Here is a 17,443-nt window from a genome sequence, read left to right as displayed (position 1 = left end):
TCTCGGACCTGAGCTTTAGCCCGAACAGAATAGATTCAATTTGTGTTTGAGTATTGCTGCAATTGACAGTTTGTTGACACAAAATCAGATAACCCTGTCGGTCGGTAACAGTTACAGGTTCATGCGACTGCCTAGCCGTTTACATAAGGTAACAATGAGTGTTTAGCTGACCGGTAAGTCAGACTCTCAGTCCCATTTTTACAGACTGGACTCCAACTGACTTTTGTACTTTTTCACGTGGTTTCAGAAAGCATCAGCGAAAACAGAAATGCCCCCTATACTGAAATAACTAATCAGGTCGGTGTCGTATAAATTGTTGCTCGTTCTTCTTTTTCCAGGGATGGCTAAGCTGCTTTTATAATGTTCCCAGCGCTGTGTTGGAAAGGCCAATAACTCGAAACCAGTCTGTAATCAACCTGACATGAGACGCAACAGTTGAACCTTAATTCGGAATCCTTCAGGCGTTTGCGCACCCAACTTTGGGTCTTTGTGATCAGCTTCGTGCTGGTTCTGATTTCCGCGCAACAGTCGTGGACATGGCGACTGGAATACGCGATATACGACAAGCGTATTTCAGATATTCGCGAGGAGACTGTGTTGTCCGACACTGTCCGTGTGGTGCTGATCGACGAATCATCACTGGCCTACATGTCACCCTCGTTGGGGTCTTTTCCATGGCCCCGCACCGTATACGCCGAACTTATAGAGTTTTTTTCGCTCGGTGGTGCTAAGGCGGTGCTGTTTGATATTTTATTTACCGAACCAGAAGCGACCACTTTTGATAGCCAAGAAGATTACTCCGTTCATGACCAGCAACTGGCGATGGCAAGCGGGGCGTACCCCGGCACCGTACACGCGATGTTGTTAACCAAGGATGTCGAAGATGAATCTGGTTCAACTTTAAACAACCCACTGCCTGTTGGTATTGCTGAGAAGTTCGCGTTACCGGTTTCGGCTTCGGTGGTCAGTGGCCAACAAAATTCGTATTCATTACCGATTCCCATCATTGCCCAAAGCACACCACACATTGGCGTCGTCGGTCTTGATCCTGATGAAGATGGCATTTATCGCCGTGTAAAACCGCTTTGGAAGTATCAGAATGCGGTGTTTCCTGCCTTTGCATTGACCCCTCTGTTGTTAGACAAGACAGCGTTGACATTCAGAAGTAAAGATCGGGAACTGAACGTTCAGGAAAGATCCATTCCCTTGGACGACACTTCACAGGTGTTGGTAAATTTTTATGGTGAGATGAACCCGATATCCATTGCCCGCGTCTTTCAGGCATGGGATCAGATTACCAAAGGCGAGGTTGAATCTTTAGCCTTAGATCCTTTTTCCTTCGAAAATAAAATCGTTTTGATTGGGGCTAGTGCCATCGGGCTACAGGATACCAAACCCGTGATTAACGATACCAAAGCACCTGGCGTATATGTACACGCTGCGTTGCTGTCCAATATTCTTGAAGATGATCTAATGCGGCCTGTGAAAACCGTTCATACTCAAATAGCGGTTGCCATCATGGTATTAATCGCCGTTGTGCTTGCATTCAATATCCCTTGGTTATGGTTAAAAATGATCTTTCTGGTTGGTACTCCGTTACTGTGGTGGTGGCTGAGTGGATGGGCATTGGTCCATAACCTGCAATTGAATGTCACGCAGCCATTAACTGGTTTTGCGTTGGGATGGAGTTGGTCCTTTACCTACCTGAGCGTCACGGAAGGTGCCTCGAAACGTCGGGTAAAGAGGATGTTGTCGCAATATGTGTCGCCAGCCATGCTGGACGAAGTACTTGCCCAACGGGATGAGATATTACACGCCGGTGTCGGTAAAACCGAAACTCTGTCCATCCTGTTTTCCGATGTTCGTGGCTTTACTAAAATTTCAGAATCGTTGCCAGCGGAGAAAGTAGTGACTCTGCTGAACTGTCACTTCAGTGAAATGGCCGACGCCATCTTCAATAATTTCGGAACCCTCGACAAGTTCATTGGCGACGCCATCATGGCATATTGGGGTGCGCCCATACCGGTCAGTGATCATGCCGACCGTTCTGTGAAAGCCGCATTGGATATGATGAGAGCATTGGATACCGTAAACCAACGGTTGGCGGAAATGGCATTACCGAGCATTGAAATTGGTATCGGTATTAACACCGGTGATGTGGTGCTGGGCAATATTGGCAGCGATCGGAAATTGGATTACACCGTCATTGGCGATGCGGTCAACGTGGCTTCCAGGATGGAAGGCATTACAAAAATGTACGGTGTTCCGGTGGTCATCAGCGAAACCACTCGAATGGCTCTGAGCACACCCCGGCCCTGCGTGCTTCTTGATTATGTGCGGGTGAAAGGCAAAACCGAACCTATGGCGATATACCTGCCATTACCCGATGAAGTTGACTCTCCAACCCAGTACGCAAGTCATTGTGATATGGCGATATTGTCGCAGCGGGCGTTTGCGTACTATCAGAGCCAGCAATGGGATAAGGCAGAAAACCTGTACCGAGACTTGCATCTGGATTCCGTCAGAGCTTTGTTTCTGTCACGGATTCTTGAATTTCGTCGCCAGCCACCCCCCTTCTTCTGGGATGGCGTCTATACTTTCACCACCAAATAACATTGCAGTGAGGCCGCCAATGAAAAATATGAGCGTACTGTTGTTGGGCTTTCTACTGAGCGTCGTGAGTTACGCTGAAACACTTTACGTCCACAGCAGTAAGGCTGTTTTACTGACTGATCGTGATTTTTCCAGTGGCACCGTTGCTTTATTGCAAAAGGGCGATGCAGTCACCGTTCTGCAGCGTCAAACCCGTTGGGTAGAAGTTGAGTTTAATGCGCAGCAGGGTTGGGTATCGGTGTTGCTGCTGAAAGCGACGCCACCGTCGGGCATTGTCTCAGTCATCGGCTCGGATGACGTTAACCTGGAAGGGGATGCGCGTATGAGAGCATCTGCGGTCGCCACCGCAGGAGCAACCCGGGGATTGGTGGAAGAAGGGGGGGCACAGTCGATGGGTTTCGACTTCAGTGAATTGCACCAACTGGAAACAATGGTTGTCACTGATCAGGAACTGGATATGTTTTCACAACCCGTTTTGGGAGGTGGCCAATGAGCGATACATGGCGAATCTTTTTCCTGGTCGTAATGTCCATGTTGACTTTTCAGTGTGCCAGTGTGCCTCTCGAAGAGGATTTTCGAGCGCGTTGGTCTCAAACCCTGCTAACCGATAATGAGTCGGCAAATACCGAAGCGGAAATAAAGTTTGGTCGTGAAGTCGCCGCCCGTATGCTGGCGGACATCGACGGCGTGGAAAACTTTGAGATTCAGAAATATGTGAATACGCTGGGGAATTATTTGGCGCAGTATTCCGCCCGTCCGGATCTTCAATTCTATTTCTGGGTCATTGAATCCGATGCTATCAATGCTTACGCCATGCCCGGCGGCTACATTTTCATCACGTCTGCGGCGTATCGTTTGCTGGAAAACGAAGCGGAGCTGGCTGGGGTACTTGCGCATGAGATTGCGCATGTGAAACAGAAACATATTGTGCATGCGCTCGATATCAAAGCGGTGGGGGCAGGGGCGACCTTAACACAGTTAACGTCTGGCGCCAGTGATGCCTTTCGTGTGGCCATGAATCAAGCCTCAGAACAGGCCGTTGCCTTGCTCAAAAAAGACGGTCTGCATCAGGAAGACGAGTACGAGGCAGATGAAATAGGGTTAACCATTATGGTCCAGGCGGGTTACGAACCCGATGCCTATCTGCGTTTTTTGCAGCGGGTTGCAATGGTATCCGCGCGTCAACTAGAGGAAGTCACGCAGACACATCCGTCGTTCGCTTCAAGATTGACGGCACTGGAAGCGGTGAAACGCGACTACGGCATGAATAATTTAAATTACGCCCAGTTACCCGAACGGTTTAACCAATTCAAATTGGAATAAAAGCTTCTATGCGAATTAAGCTGTTTTTTTTATTGAGTAGTGCGTTCGCGTCAACGCTTTTGTCGGCGGATGAACTACATAACATCAATCAGATTGTCGGTGACCGCTCCATCGGTATGGCGGGCGCTTACGGTGCGGTTTCTGATGATCCGTCAGGTATGGTGTATAACCCGGCGGGCATAGCGTTTGCCAATGCGGCCAGTATGTCGGCAAACGTTAACACCCTGCAATGGTCACAAATAACCTATAAAGACGCACTCCAGGAAACGTTCGATTACCAGCGGTCGGCCTATCAGGTATTGCCAAACTTTTTCGGGGTTGTGCAACCGTTCGGTGACGTCATGGTGGGTTTTTCCAGTGCCATCGTCGATTCTAATCAAGAAAAGCAGGACCAGGTTTTCGACAATCTGCAAGGTATCGAACGATTTACGGTTAACTTTCACAACATTGATACCATTTATAACGTTGGCCCAACCGTCGCTCGTAAATTTTCTCAAAAACTAGCCATCGGGTTTTCATTGCCGCTGCATTACCGCAGCTCTGAATATATATCCAATCAGAGTGTTGTGTTTGAAGAGTCCAACAGTGATAACCTGCGCTGGACAAATGTATATAAAAAAATCAGTGAGCAGGGTGTGCGACCCAAGCTTGGCGTGTTAGTGGTGCCGATTGAAAAGTTGTCCATCGGGCTTACCGTGGATAAAACCCTTGTGCTCAACGCTCGACAGTCTCGTCAAGCATCTCAATGCTATACCAACGATACGGACATAGGGTGTTCGGACCAGCAGAACCCCAGTATCGAAAAGACGACTCTGAAGCCTAATTACCCGATTCAAGTACGGGTAGCAGGTGCCTGGTTTCCTAACAGTGCATTACTGGTCAGTGCGGATTTCATTCATAACAGTGCGGTTTCTTCCACAACGGCTTTCCCAGGTAAAGAAGCAACTTACGATGCTGCGGTTGGCCTGGAATGGTATTGGTCACCCCGTTGGGCTTTGCGCTCAGGCGCCTATACATCGATGGCAAACACCCCGGAACTGAATGATCTGGCTACGAATCAAAGTGCGCATGTCGACCGTTATGGTGCCACCGTCAGTGTGGCCCGTTTTAGTCAGGGCTCATCAATCAGCTTAGGGGTTATTGGTTTATACGGACAGGGTAAGAGCCAATTGTTTGGTTCCATTCCAGGGTTATTGCAGAAGACGACGTCAATTGATGTGAATGTATTTTTTACAACATCGTATCGCTATTAAGGCAGCTCTGAATAATGGCTATCTACCTCAGTGGGTGAAGAAATTTTCCATTTCAAGCCCGCCCTTTAGGTCCTTCATATCGATGACTGAACTGTGTTGTGAGTTTTGAAAGGGCTCGCCATTCCCTGCAACACAGCCCTTGCTCATCCTTTGATCTGATAGGACTGAGGTGATTTGAATTAATCAGAGTTGCCTTAATGGTGCTTGTTTGCTGTGAACTGTCCGGTGTAGCCGTGTTCTAACACATGATGACTTTCGCGTAGTGTCATGTGATAAATCCTGCAGTGCGCTACTTCAGGAAACATATTTCGTTTGTCAGCCAACTGCGCGCGGATTTTCATAAAAATGTAAATCTTTTTCTCCTGCCTTGAATTCATCTTTGCTTGCTCGTATTTCTGTTCGCGGATTAATCGACATTAACTTGAACGGGCCGCCGCCCCGAAAAGGAGGAATAGTCATGTTTTTTTCGATTGAGCGCCGTTGCCAACCGCACTCCGGTGCGCCACCGCCAAATCCCCTTATCTGACCAAACAGACATTCTTTCTCACAAACGGAGACTCTTATGCTGAGCGTTAAAAACCTGACGCGTCGGTACGGTCGCTTTTGCGCCGTCGATAACGTGTCCTTTGAGATACCCACCGGAGAAATCGTTGGTTTGCTGGGTCACAATGGGGCCGGTAAAACCACCATTATGAAAATTATTTCCGGTTTTTTGGAGGCCGACAACGGATCGGTCACCGTGAACAATTTATCCGTGCAGGATAATCTGAAAGCTGTGCAACGTCTTATCGGGTATCTGCCAGAAAGCTTGCCCGTGTACCCGGAGATGACCGTCGCCGACTATCTGGATTACGCAGCAGACCTTAAAGGCTTGCGCGGTTCTTCAAAGACCAGCGAGATTAAACGGGTCGTTGCCGCAACCGATTTATCGTCAAAGTTCCTGGCGCCAATCGGCACACTATCCCGAGGTTTCAAGCAGCGGGTTGGGGTCGCTCAGGCGGTGCTGGGTAACCCTAGGTTGTTGATATTAGATGAGCCCACCAATGGTCTGGACCCAGAGCAGACTGCGCAAATGCGGCAGTTAATCCGTGATGTAGCCAAAGACGCGACCGTTATTCTATCGACCCATATTATGCAGGAAGTGGAAGCGCTCTGTTCCCGCGTACTGATTCTGCGCAGCGGAAAGTTGGTTATAAACAAGACCTTAGCCGAGTTGCAACAAGCGTCAACCATTGATGTGCTGACGTCATTGAATGCGGATCAAGCTGCGTTGTTGCAGGCGATTCCCGGCGTCACGTCGGTCGAGTGTTTGACAGCACCGGAAGGTCAGCCACCGCACTTCCGCATTACCGTCGCCAGCGCTGAACAATTAAATGACATCTGCGCTGCCGTTGCGGCGAAAGTGAGCGCAGAAAAAGCCAGTTTGTATCGCTTAACCCCGGCCGTCATGGATATGGAAAAACTGTTTCATGAAGCCACTCAGGAAGAGGAGGTGAGTCATGCAGCCTGATGCTATGTTCTCGGTGTCCGTCCGCCGTATCGCTCGGAAAGAGAGATCCGTCTTTTTCCAATCCACCATTGCCTATCTTTTTCTGGCGGTATTTTCCGGTGTCAGCCTGTTTGTGTTTTTCTGGGGTGAGGCATTCTATGCGCGCAATGTGGCCGACGTCGCACCGTTATTTAAATGGATGCCCATCCTGTTTATCTTTCTGTGTTCAGCATTAACCATGCGCACCTGGAGCGAAGAGCGCCGCAGCGGTACGCTGGAGCATGTGCTGACTCAACCGATTCCCTTGTGGCATTTTGTATTAGGGAAATTTGTTGGTGGGTTGGTGGTCGTGGCTGTTGCGCTGGTTATCACTTTGCCTATCCCGATCAGCGTCTGGATCATGGCCGGGCTGGATTGGGGGCCGGTTGTCGCGGGTTACTTGGCCTCGTTGCTGTTGGGGGCTGCCTATCTGGCTATCGGACAATTTGCATCGGCACGTTCCGATAATCCGATTGTTGCGCTGCTGCTGTCGGTTGCCATTGGTAGTTTTTTTTATGTGGTCGGCGCATCGCAGTTCACGGCATTTTTCGGTCAGACGGTTGCAGACTTCCTGGCGGGATTATCCACCGGTGCCCGTTTCGAAGACATTACCCGCGGCGTAATAGACTTACGCGACTTCTATTATTTTATCAGTTTAGCGGCCGTGTTCCTGGTGGCTACCGTGTTCAGTTTGGAACGGGAGCGTTGGATAAGCGACGCCACGGAACCGCGTCACGTGCATTGGCGTTGGGCAACAACCTTGTTGATCGGTAATCTACTCGTCGCGAATCTGTGGCTGGGATATTTTACCTTTGCACGGATCGACACCACCGCCGGCCAGCAATACAGTTTGACCGACACCACAAAAGCCTACCTGAATCGGTTGCAGGAACCGTTGCTGATTCGTGGTTATTTCAGCGACAAAACCCATCCACTCTTAGCCCCACTGGTGCCCCAGCTCAGTAACCTGCTTGCGGAATATGACGTTGCCAGTCGTTTGGTCAATGTTGATATCGTTGACCCGCAACGAGAACCGGAGTTGGAGCAGGAGGCGCGGGAGAAATACGGTATTCAAGCGGTCCCTTTCCAATTGGCTGACCGGTATCAGTCGTCAATTGTGTCATCCTATTTCAATGTGCTGGTGCAGTATGGTGACGAATACGATGTTCTCGACTTCGAAGACCTGATTGATGTGCGTAATGCGCCAAATGGCGATATCGATGTGCAGTTGCGCAACGCTGAGTTTGATATCACCAAGTCGATAAAAACAGTTATCCAACGTTTTCAGAGCGCCGGTAATGTATTCGATACCATCAAACAACCCATCCACTTCACCGCTTATGTGTCAGCAGATGCTCGGTTGCCTGAAACGCTGGTCACGTTTAAAAACGAGTTAAACACGGTATTGGACAGCGTAAAAGTCAAGGGCAATAGCCAGTTTACGTTTGAACTGATTGACCCGGACGCCAACGGCGGTGCTGTCGCGGAGGAACTCGCAACCAACTATGGTTTCCAGCCCATGGCCACCAGTCTGCTCAGCGATCAAACATTTTACTTTTATATGGTCATGGGCACGCAGGATCAAAAAGTGCAAATTCCGCTAGGGGATTTGCAGGCGTCAACTCTGCAGAAGAACATCGACTCAGGCTTGCAGCGATTCTCCGATGGATTTACCAAAACCATTGCGTTGGTAGCCCCAGAACAGGACTACGCTGCAATGAGTCAGGGTTTGGCCGTCGGCAAACCTGCTTTTCAGCAGCTGGAAAATTGGTTGGGAGACGAATGGCAAGTGATCCATGAAGATCTGTCTGATGGCCAAGTCAGTGGCAACGCGGACGCATTGTTGGTGATGGCCCCTGAAGGTTTAAACGACAATGCCCGTTTTGCTATCGACCAATACCTGATGCAGGGCGGTACCGTGTTATTGGGTACGTCACCGTACAATGCCACCCTGCAAAACCGAAACCTTGTTGCGCAACGATACGACAGTGGACTCACCGACTGGTTGGCGCATATGGGCGTACAGATAGAAGAGAGCCTGGTGATGGATCGTCAAAGTGGTGCATTCCCCGTGCCGGTCACACGCAATATTGGGGGGTTGCAGGTGCAGGAAATGCAAATGCTGCCCTATCCCTTTTTTCTGGATGTTCGAGGTGACAGCCTGAATCAAACTCACCCTGTTTTAGCGGGGCTGCCACAATTGAACATGTCCTGGGCATCGCCGATTAAACTGGATAAAGCGCTTGGGGATCACCTCAAAGTAAGCCGGTTGGTCACATCTTCAGATCAGGCACAATTGTCTCAATCGCTGACCATTACGCCGACGGGACAAACCGATATGGTGCGGGCGGTGCAACCCACTGGTGAGCACTATCTGTTGGCCGCCGCATTGGAAGGCGAGTTTACCTCTTACTATGCCGACAAAGACCAGCCGACCTTGTCGCTCGGCAGTGATGACGCTGTCTTCGATGTGGCGCAGGTTATTGGCAAATCGCCTGCCAGTGCGCGCCTGATTGTGTTTGCATCCAATACGTTCCTGAGTGATCAGGTCTTGCAACTGGCCGCCGCTGTAAACCGCAGTGCTATGGCCAATAACCTGTCGATGATGAGTAATCTTGTCGACTGGTCAGTGGAAGATGCCGGGTTGATGAACATTCGCACCCGGGGTGCTTACAGCCAAACGCTGCCACCGATGACCGAAACCACGCAACGTATCTGGGAATACGGAAACTACCTGATGTCTGTACTGTTGATTCTGATGACTGGGTTCCTGGCGTATCGATCGCGGCGTAAAGCCCAACAACATTGGTATTCCTTTTTGGCGGAAACAAAAGGAGAAATCGCATGAACATTAAAAAACGCTGGCTCAGTGCCGCGCTGGCGCTGCAGGTAAGTGTCGCGGCGCTACTGGCTTGGACCGTCAATGTACCGGTGTCGCATTCGCCATCTGAGTGGATGACCGGTAATGCACAAACCGTCGACCGGCTTGAGCTGGCCGACGCAGAGCAAAGTATTGCGCTGGTTAAGCGAAACAACCGCTGGTGGATAGACACCGACACAGCGTTGCCAGCCGATTCCGGCAAAGTTCAACGGGTACTGGATGAGCTGGACCAGTTGAAACCGGGCTATCCCGTAGTCACCCGGGCAACAAGCCACGCCCGGTTTGAGGTTGCCGAAGACGCTTATTACCGAAAAGTCACCTGGTATCAGGGTAATGAGGCTTTGGATACATTGTTTGTCGGCACCACCCCGGCCATGCGCCAGGCGCATGTCCGGCACGCCCGCTCGGACGATGTGTATGCGCTTGAGCTAAACCGGTTTGATCTGGACACAAATGTAAACGGCTGGCTGCAAAAGTCGCTGTTGCAAACGTCTGGATTGACGGCGTTACTGCACGACGATTGGCAAGCTGAGAAATCGGAAGAGGGCTGGGTGTTGACCACTCAAGAGGGTGAGCAGATCACCAACGACGCAGTGCTGGCCGACATCGATCGCGCTGTGAGTCTGTTGAACGGGTTAGATGTCATCGGCGTGAAAGATGGCGTGTCGATCACCGACCTAAGCCCGGTTGAAACCTTCACGGCGCAAGGTGACAAGCCGTGGCGCTATGCATTTTACGACCTGGACGGCGAAAAGTTGGTTACGCGGGATGACATCGACGCGGTGTTCCGGCTGCGCACAGCGGATTTTGACACGCTGGCTGCGCTGAATTTTTCCGTGGTCCAGCTGACATCGCATGACTCCGCCACCGAGTCGCCACAGGACGGTGAAAGCTAACGTATAAAACTTAGAAAAAGCCCTGACATACTCAGGGCTTTTTTTGTCAGTGCTGAACTCGATCCGGAAAAACGGCCTTCCCAAGGCAAGTGGCGATGCCGGTAAATTCTGAAGCCAATTCGTCGAACGGAAACTGATTTGCCCGTTTTGCTGAGGCCAGAAACCCGAACGCGTTTTCGCCCATCGACAGGAAGTAGCGTCGATTGAGGCCCCTTCGTCGCCACACGTCCGGGAAGCAGGCGGCCAGGAAAAGTGCGGTATCGCCTAAGGTGCGGATAAGTGCATCCCGCTCGCGTTCTGACCCTGCCGCTAAAGCATCGCGGTATAAAAAGGCGAGGGTGGGTAACGACCGTTGTTGACCTTGCTGAATGAACAGTTGATCGCTGTTTAAGTAGCGCAGCGCCAGATGCGCTACGTACACTTGTGTTTCTTCGCGAATGCTCAGCGGGTACTCGGCCAGGGCATCTTGCAATGAATTGAATAGATATTCCGTTAAGTTCTGATCAGATAATTCGGTTAAAGTCATCTTGCATATCTCATGAACCCAAACTTTCTTGGCAACAAAATTTTTACATTTTTTAAATCTTGAAATCAATTTTTACTGTCCTTATTTACGCGATCGGTAACCATTGAGTTCACCAAAACCGGTGGTGTCTTCGCACAAAGCGCCACGTGTTTATTTGTTTTGATAAGAGCCTGCTCAGACAAAGTGGAGTCGTCGGGCTCAAGGTGTTCAATCATTTTTTGGAGAAAAGCAAAATGGCTTTAAAACCACTACATGATCGACTGGTTGTTCGCCAAATTGAGGCAGAAACCACAACCGCCGGTGGCATTGTTATTCCTGACAAAGCCACGGAAAAACCAACGCAGGGAGAAGTACTTGCTGTCGGCCCTGGTCAGGTCACCGATAACGGACAGGTTCGTCCTTTAGATGTGAAACCCGGGGATCGCGTGCTCTATAACCAATACGCCGGTAACAAGGTTAAGCACGAAGGCGAGGAACTGTTGATCCTCAAGGAGAGTGACGTTTTAGCGATTGTGGAAACCACACAGAAACAGGAGAAAGCAGCATGAGTGCGAAAGAGTTAATGTTTGCCGATGACGCTCGTCATAAAATTTTGACGGGTGTGAATATTCTGGCGGATGCCGTAAAGGCAACTTTAGGTCCAAAAGGTCGCAATGTGATTCTGGACAAAAGCTTTGGTGCCCCACGCGTTACCAAAGACGGAGTTTCGGTCGCCAAAGAAATTGAACTGCAGGACAAATTCCAAAACATGGGCGCGCAAATGGTGAAAGAAGTATCGTCCAAAACCGCGGATGTCGCCGGTGACGGTACTACCACCGCTACGGTGTTAGCGCAGGCGCTCATGCGCGAAGGTCATAAAGCCATTGCCGCTGGTATGAACCCAATGGATTTAAAGCGCGGTGTCGATGCCGTGGTGAAAGCCGCCGTCGATGAGCTGCACGCCCTTGCCAAACCCTGCGATGACAATAAATCCATTGGTCAGGTGGCGACAGTGTCCGCGAACTGGAATACCGATATCGGCGATATCATTGCACAGGCCATGGAAAAAGTTGGTCGTGATGGGGTGATCACCGTCGAGGAAGGTAAATCGCTGCAAAACGAGCTGGATGTTGTGGAAGGTATGCAGTTTGACCGGGGTTACCTGTCACCTTACTTCATCAACAACCAGGAGAAAATGCAGGTAGAACTGGATAACCCCAGTCTGTTGTTGGTGGACAAAAAAATCAGCACGGTACGCGAGTTGATCAGCATTTTGGAAGCGACCGCCAAAGACGGAAAACCTCTGGTGTTGATCGCCGAAGACATTGAAGGCGAAGCTTTGTCGACACTGGTGGTAAACCAGTTGCGCGGTATCATTAAAGTGGCCGCGGTGAAAGCGCCGGGCTTTGGTGACCGCCGCAAAGCCATGCTGCAAGACATAGCAACTCTGACCGGCGCAACTGTTATCAACGAAGAGGTTGGTCTGTCTCTGGAAAGCGCTGAATTGACGCACCTCGGTTCGGCCAAACGCGTAGTCATCGGTAAAGACTTTACCACCATCGTCGACGGTGCCGGCGATAAGGCAGACATCGACGCTCGTGTCGCGCAAATCCGTAAGGAAATTGAACAGTCCACCTCGGATTACGACAAAGAAAAACTGCAGGAGCGCGTCGCCAAACTAGCGGGCGGTGTCGCCGTGATCAAAGTGGGCGCCGCAACAGAAGTCGAAATGAAAGAACGTAAAGACTTGGTTGATGACGCCTTTCATGCCACCCGTGCAGCCGTTGAAGAAGGTATTGTGCCAGGCGGTGGTGTAGCGCTGGTCCGTATCGCCGATAAGGTTAAGCATGCTGATTTGAAACTGGCCAATGAAGACCAAAAAGTCGGTGCACGCATTGCCTTGCGCGCGATGGAAGAGCCGTTCCGTCAAATTGTTGATAACGCCGGTGTTGAACCCAGTGTGGTGTTGGAAGCCGTGCGCAACGGCAAAGATTCCTACGGCTATAATGCGCAAACAGAAGAGTACGGCGACATGCTGGAAATGGGCATTATCGACCCGGCCAAGGTTACCCGTTCTGCACTGCAGAATGCGTGTTCCATTGCGGGCCTGTTGCTGACCACCGAAGTCATGGTGGCCGATGCGCCGAAACCCGAGTCTAAAACGCCAGCCATGCCAGACGCCGGCATGTACTGATACCCACACAAAAAGACCCCGGGCAAACCGGGGTCTTCTTTTTTAGTCCGCCACACTCCATTGCCGAATGTGTGTGATTTCTTCGTCGCTGCATCCAATAGAGGCCAGAAACTCCGCGTGGGCATCGGGTTCCAGGCGCTCAAACTGTCGATGCCAGTTATGCATCTGTTCGTCACTGAGACCAGCGGCTTTCATAATCTCCGTCCATTTTTCTTTGGTTACCATGTCTTGTTCCTCGCGTTGATAATTCAGCAATCCAATAATGACTTGCTGTTGTTGTCTTAAGCTTTGTATCTCGGTGTCCAGCCGTTGCAGATGCTGAGCCAGGATGTGGTCTCGTTCCGAATTGTTGTTCAGCAATTGACGAATATCCTCAACACTCAGTCCCATTGCACGGAAACTGGCGACCCGTTGCAGGTGCAGCAGAGCCGCCTCATCGTAATAACGATATCCGTTTTCTGCCCGCTGGCTGGCCGCCAACAGACCCTGCTTTTCGTAATACAGCAACGTGGTTCGGGACAGGTTTAACGCTTTTGCCAATTGACCGATGGTCAACATATCGGGTTCCTCAGAATTCACAAACGGGCTTGGTCACCGCAAAAACAGGGTAAAGTCGTCTATTATAGACAGGTCAAGCCTGTCTTTTCAGAAAACGACATTCGGTGTTACATTGCCACGTTAAAAAAGAGAGGAAAACAGATGAATAACCGTGGCCCAGCATTAGGGCAATTGGCGTTAACCGTCAGTGACGTAACCAAAGCACTGCGTTTCTACCAGGATATTATTGGCCTGACCTTTCTGTTCTCACCGGTAGAAAATCTCGCATTTTTGCAAAGTGGTGATACTCGTATTATGTTAACAACCCCTCAGGGCGCCGGAGAAATCGGTAAGAACTCCATTTGTTATTTTGTAGTACCGCACGTGGAAGCATTTTATGCACAGGCGATAGAGAAAGGAGCAATGGGAGAGCGGCCTCCCGCACTCGCCGCGCAAATGCCCGAGCACGAATTGTGGATTGGTTTCTTAAAAGACCCGGACGGTAACTTGGTAGGGTTGATGGAAGAAAAACGGTTTGAATGATCAGCTTTACCCTACCTGTGTTTATTTTCAAGTCCGAGCAAACATGGGGGTATGTGCGAATGTTGACATTGCTTATGACGGCCACAACATGTCATTCGAAACGGGTGTTTCTTTATAAATCAGGTAGTCTGAATTAAATGAGAAGTAACCTTCTACGTTGGAATTTTTATAGTCTGCCATGCGAAATTTCGCTTTCACTCCTCGTTGTGAGATAGCCCAAAGAATGTCTATCATTGCACTAAGCTGCTTTCCTGACATATTTCGTATACAAAAAGGTGAGCCATTGTCTTCCTGATTAATATCAATATGAACCGTTGTGTCGAATGAATAACCTAGAAATAGAAAATTACTATGAGCTTCGCAAAAGACCAGAGATCTTGCGAAGTCGGGATTACCCAAAAATCGTTCAGATCCATAGGTGTAAGACGGAAAGTCAGTTTCCCATCCCATGCTTTTATTTATATGAGTATCCACAAAGGTTTTTAATGATGCATAGTTTTGATCAGATTTCTCTCTCGTATAGCTTAAACAAGCACTGTGAAAAGCACTCATAACTTTCTTATTGGGTATGGTAACTCTGACGAGAAGAGTCGAGTGGTTGTTGCCAAACTTTTCGTAGAATGAAGGCTCAATGGCAGGTGGTGCGTTGCTTTCTAAATGGACCTGAAGTTCAAGTTCATCATTGTAAACTATTAACTCTTTATCTGATTTAACGTAATACAGAGCTTCATTGGCGTGATCAAATTCAATTCTTGCATAAGGCACGCTAATTGATGGAAGTTTTGATAAGTAACTTAATGCACCACGGATAGCATCTTTGTTGGGGTCTGCTTTTAAACTAATGGTGAAAAAACCTGCCTTTGACTTATTTTCTCCGCCAGCAAGTTCTGACAGTTCTACTTTCGCTCGTTTATAGGCTTTGCTGATTTCCTTAGCAACCTTTTCAAACTTAATTTCGTCATCAATACAAGAGTATGTGTAGTGGTGGTAGGTTTCAGCCATATCTATTACTCACAGAAGTATCATAAGTTTATTAGCGCTCGCGTTCACAAAAGCTGAGTGGCCAGTCGCAGAGTTCTAAACCGGTAGCGTGCGTTTATTGCCCGAATGTAGCAGGGGTGAATCATGGTGACAATAAAGAGTTGTCGCGACAGCGGCTCACTGCGACACGGGATTAGAGTAAACTGACAGTCTATCGCTGTTGTGCAAAACGTTCTCATTACATGGGGGGGTAACTCTGATTGACAGACATCCACCACAGTTGGTGCAGAATTATAGGACTTCCCAAGCAAGGCTTGCAGGCAATATTCATTATCTTGGCAAAGGACTCGCCATTCTCTGCAACACACGCCTCGCTCATCCTTCGATCTGATAGGACCAAGTGATTGATAATGATAAGATTTTCCCCAGATATCGTCTCTACTGCCCGACTAGCAGGGCTGGCCATTAAGCGCAGAGTTGATGATATAAGTTACCCAATCGCCCGGTTTTCTACCATCATCGAAAGCAGTATACCCATTCGCCTTGTATCGAAAATTCGTTTTCCAACCAGAATCGACTTTTTTGTTCTGCAAGTAGCTTACGGCGTACTGCGTTCTGGGGTCATCCAATAGCTGAGCGTTGCTGGCAAATCTAATCAGCTCAACAATATTCAAGTGATAGGACTCGGGAAACGAAATATCCAATATATGTGACGTGATGGGCTCGGTTTTGCTTAATCGATTCACAAGATGGTGTTCAAGCAGATACTCTTTGCCTTGTTCCAGTTTGTTTAGTACATCCGGGTCGTCGGTGTATTTCCAGTAATTGAATAGAGCGATTGCAGATTTCGCCACACCTATATAGCAGGGTGAGCTGTTAAAACAGCCTCCAAACCTATCGAATCGGAAACCTGGTATAGACACCGGTAACCCCCGCTCCATGGGCTGGTAAGTGATAATCCACTCAACACCATTTTTGACTTGTTCTTCATTGGCTAAGCCAAGTCTGCACATCGCCGAGACCAGCATCGCGTTGTAACAGGGTAAGAAGTACTTCTCATCGCCACTTAACGAGAACCCAAAGGGGGTTGCCAGCTTTTTGAAGACCCGGTCAATGAGCTTGTGGGTGTAATTTAGGTTCTGAGTATAAGGTATCTCGCTTAACGCGATAAGTTTCCAAATGTAGAACAGCGCATCATCTTTCCAATCTCGTGTCAGTTTCTTAATCAACTCCGATTGTTCAAGCAAGTAGAGCGCTTCACTTTGCGAGATAGAATTACCCTTATCTCTGGCGATTTTTAACTGCAAGGCCGTATCCATACATCACCTCCGCTAAACAATTAGTAAGTTGGCCAGATTAAGAATAGAAGACTGACGGGACTTATTCACGCGTACCATCATTTAATCGGATCGATTGTTGCTACATATCAATTGGTTATTTGAAATGTGTTGAGGTAGATCTATTTATGGGATCTGAACACATTGGCATACATTTTTTTGTACGCAGCAAGTGTCGCTATTCGCTACAGAACGACACTTTAGTCATAAATGGTGAATAACACTTTTTCAGAGTTAAATATAAAATTAATCAAGTTTTACGGAGATTGCATTCGGTATATCGAAAAGCCGATTCCGTAGGCGTGTGCATTATCGGGTTAGATTCTGCGTGACCAACCTTTGTTTGTTAGTTGCTTACCAAATTTTCATCAAAATCTTTGTTCAAGTATCCGTATCCTGGAATTTCTATTCTTTGTTTCTTCTATCCAAATACTTCCAAGGACTCAGCATATATTGGGAATGAAAGATCTTCTAACTCTTGAACATTAGGCTCTACAATGCCAAACCAAAAATTAATCGCCTTTTCGCCTAAATACATGCAAGGCTGCAAAAGACTAAGTTCGGACTCTCCATGGTAGAAGAAGCCCATGTATTCATTGCCTAAGGAGTCTGTGAAATCAACTTTAACCTCCAAGACAAATTCTTGGCCGCTGATAATTGCCTCATTGGCCGGCTTTATGGTAGCTTCATCATATCCACCTTCCTCAATCATCGGAAAGTACCAAGCCTGATGCTTTCCTAGATCGTCTATAGTCAATACATACACTAGTTTGTGCATGAAACCCTTTCTACAACTAACGCTGAGGTTAATCGGCGTAATCTTACACCACTTTCGTGGACACTTTTCATACG

The 17,443-nt window shown here is 48.7% G+C and carries 16 protein-coding genes; 10 read left to right on the top strand and 6 right to left on the bottom strand.

Annotation, left to right across the window (positions count from 1 at the left end):
• Positions 1 to 465 precede the first annotated feature (465 nt).
• From IYN85_RS19130 to IYN85_RS19115, 4 genes are read left to right on the top strand one after another with little or no spacing between them, the layout of a single operon-like run.
• Positions 466 to 2,613, top strand: coding sequence for a CHASE2 domain-containing protein (locus IYN85_RS19130; protein WP_196160552.1), 2,148 nt, complete (start codon positions 466 to 468; stop codon positions 2,611 to 2,613).
• A gap of 19 nt (positions 2,614 to 2,632) precedes the next feature.
• Positions 2,633 to 3,106: an SH3 domain-containing protein gene (locus tag IYN85_RS19125; RefSeq protein ID WP_196160551.1), complete on the top strand. Its 474-nt coding sequence runs from the start codon at positions 2,633 to 2,635 to the stop codon at positions 3,104 to 3,106.
• A complete protein-coding gene (locus IYN85_RS19120; RefSeq protein WP_196160550.1) occupies positions 3,103 to 3,936 on the top strand; it encodes a M48 family metalloprotease in 834 nt (277 codons plus the stop codon). The genes IYN85_RS19125 and IYN85_RS19120 overlap by 4 nt, the downstream gene beginning before the upstream one ends.
• Positions 3,937 to 3,944: 8 nt before the next feature.
• Entirely contained in the window at positions 3,945 to 5,189 is a 1,245-nt protein-coding gene (locus IYN85_RS19115) for an OmpP1/FadL family transporter (RefSeq protein ID WP_196160549.1), read from the top strand.
• 315 nt (positions 5,190 to 5,504) lie between these two features.
• Here IYN85_RS19115 and IYN85_RS19110 read toward each other — a convergent pair whose 3' ends face one another.
• Positions 5,505 to 5,648: a hypothetical protein gene (locus tag IYN85_RS19110; RefSeq protein ID WP_196160548.1), complete on the bottom strand. Its 144-nt coding sequence runs from the start codon at positions 5,646 to 5,648 to the stop codon at positions 5,505 to 5,507.
• A gap of 103 nt (positions 5,649 to 5,751) precedes the next feature.
• Here IYN85_RS19110 and IYN85_RS19105 point away from each other — a divergent pair, with 103 nt between their 5' ends.
• From IYN85_RS19105 to IYN85_RS19095, 3 genes are read left to right on the top strand one after another with little or no spacing between them, the layout of a single operon-like run.
• Positions 5,752 to 6,699, top strand: coding sequence for an ABC transporter ATP-binding protein (locus IYN85_RS19105; protein WP_196160547.1), 948 nt, complete (start codon positions 5,752 to 5,754; stop codon positions 6,697 to 6,699).
• Positions 6,689 to 9,565 (top strand): Gldg family protein, encoded by a 2,877-nt coding sequence (locus IYN85_RS19100; protein ID WP_230390867.1) that lies wholly within the window; start codon positions 6,689 to 6,691, stop codon positions 9,563 to 9,565. The genes IYN85_RS19105 and IYN85_RS19100 overlap by 11 nt, the downstream gene beginning before the upstream one ends.
• Positions 9,562 to 10,494, top strand: a complete 933-nt coding sequence (locus tag IYN85_RS19095; RefSeq protein ID WP_196160546.1) for a DUF4340 domain-containing protein — start codon at positions 9,562 to 9,564, stop codon at positions 10,492 to 10,494. The genes IYN85_RS19100 and IYN85_RS19095 overlap by 4 nt, the downstream gene beginning before the upstream one ends.
• A gap of 46 nt (positions 10,495 to 10,540) precedes the next feature.
• Here IYN85_RS19095 and IYN85_RS19090 read toward each other — a convergent pair whose 3' ends face one another.
• A complete protein-coding gene (locus IYN85_RS19090) occupies positions 10,541 to 11,020 on the bottom strand; it encodes a hypothetical protein (RefSeq protein WP_196160545.1) in 480 nt (159 codons plus the stop codon).
• Between the two features lie 233 nt (positions 11,021 to 11,253).
• Here IYN85_RS19090 and groES point away from each other — a divergent pair, with 233 nt between their 5' ends.
• Both groES and groL read left to right on the top strand, forming a co-directional pair.
• Positions 11,254 to 11,568 (top strand): co-chaperone GroES, encoded by a 315-nt coding sequence (gene groES, locus IYN85_RS19085; protein WP_196160544.1) that lies wholly within the window; start codon positions 11,254 to 11,256, stop codon positions 11,566 to 11,568.
• Entirely contained in the window at positions 11,565 to 13,193 is a 1,629-nt protein-coding gene (gene groL / locus IYN85_RS19080; RefSeq protein ID WP_196160543.1) for a chaperonin GroEL, read from the top strand. Before groES ends, groL begins: the two co-directional genes overlap by 4 nt.
• A 42-nt stretch (positions 13,194 to 13,235) precedes the next feature.
• Here groL and IYN85_RS19075 read toward each other — a convergent pair whose 3' ends face one another.
• Entirely contained in the window at positions 13,236 to 13,751 is a 516-nt protein-coding gene (locus tag IYN85_RS19075) for a MerR family transcriptional regulator (RefSeq protein ID WP_196160542.1), read from the bottom strand.
• A 141-nt stretch (positions 13,752 to 13,892) separates the two neighbouring features.
• Here IYN85_RS19075 and IYN85_RS19070 point away from each other — a divergent pair, with 141 nt between their 5' ends.
• On the top strand, positions 13,893 to 14,273 hold the full coding sequence (locus IYN85_RS19070) for a VOC family protein (protein ID WP_196160541.1): 381 nt from the start codon (positions 13,893 to 13,895) through the stop codon (positions 14,271 to 14,273).
• A gap of 72 nt (positions 14,274 to 14,345) precedes the next feature.
• Here IYN85_RS19070 and IYN85_RS19065 read toward each other — a convergent pair whose 3' ends face one another.
• The 3 genes from IYN85_RS19065 to IYN85_RS19055 all read right to left on the bottom strand — a co-directional run.
• The gene (locus IYN85_RS19065) at positions 14,346 to 15,275 is read right to left on the bottom strand and encodes a hypothetical protein (RefSeq protein WP_196160540.1); all 930 of its coding nucleotides are present in this window, start codon (positions 15,273 to 15,275) and stop codon (positions 14,346 to 14,348) included.
• A 428-nt stretch (positions 15,276 to 15,703) separates the two neighbouring features.
• On the bottom strand, positions 15,704 to 16,573 hold the full coding sequence (locus IYN85_RS19060; protein ID WP_196160539.1) for a hypothetical protein: 870 nt from the start codon (positions 16,571 to 16,573) through the stop codon (positions 15,704 to 15,706).
• A 439-nt stretch (positions 16,574 to 17,012) separates the two neighbouring features.
• Positions 17,013 to 17,443: hypothetical protein (locus IYN85_RS19055; RefSeq protein ID WP_230390866.1), on the bottom strand; the 431-nt coding region annotated here is incomplete at its 5' end.

The organism is Reinekea sp. G2M2-21, assembly GCF_015687175.1.
Classification (GTDB): domain Bacteria; phylum Pseudomonadota; class Gammaproteobacteria; order Pseudomonadales; family Natronospirillaceae; genus Reinekea.
This window is presented reverse-complemented; position numbering and strand designations above follow the sequence as displayed.